Here is a 261-nt window from a genome sequence, read left to right on the forward strand (position 1 = left end):
GCAATGGTTATTTTCTAAGATATGGGATATTTGATACCAAAACGGTAATTTAAAGTCAATACCAAAATGGTTATTTTTTTATTTTATATTTTTTTAGAGTGGAAAAAATGGATGAAAAATGGTCAATTAATACGCAAATATTAGAACTATGGGATAAATTGACAGAAGATGAAAAAAGAGAGTTTATTCTTTTTTATCTTGATAAAATGAAGAAAGGAGATCAAGAAGTTTAACCTTATTATCGTAGCTTAGATGCTCTAA

1 protein-coding gene is annotated in these 261 nt (G+C 26.1%); it reads left to right on the plus strand.

The genetic code is table 11. The features are described 5' to 3' along the window. The first annotated feature begins 107 nt into the window (after positions 1 to 107). Positions 108 to 233, plus strand: a complete 126-nt coding sequence (locus ACFIN0_RS09945; protein WP_375702476.1) for a hypothetical protein — start codon at positions 108 to 110, stop codon at positions 231 to 233. The last annotated feature ends 28 nt before the right edge of the window (positions 234 to 261 follow it).

The organism is Bartonella sp. AA89HNZF (assembly GCF_042196905.1).
Lineage (GTDB): Bacteria > Pseudomonadota > Alphaproteobacteria > Rhizobiales > Rhizobiaceae > Bartonella.

Excerpts from the sequence above, each read along its gene's own strand:
- ACFIN0_RS09945 (WP_375702476.1), top strand. The coding sequence starts at position 108 with ATGGATGAAAAATGGTCAATTAATACGCAAATATTAGAACTATGGGAT.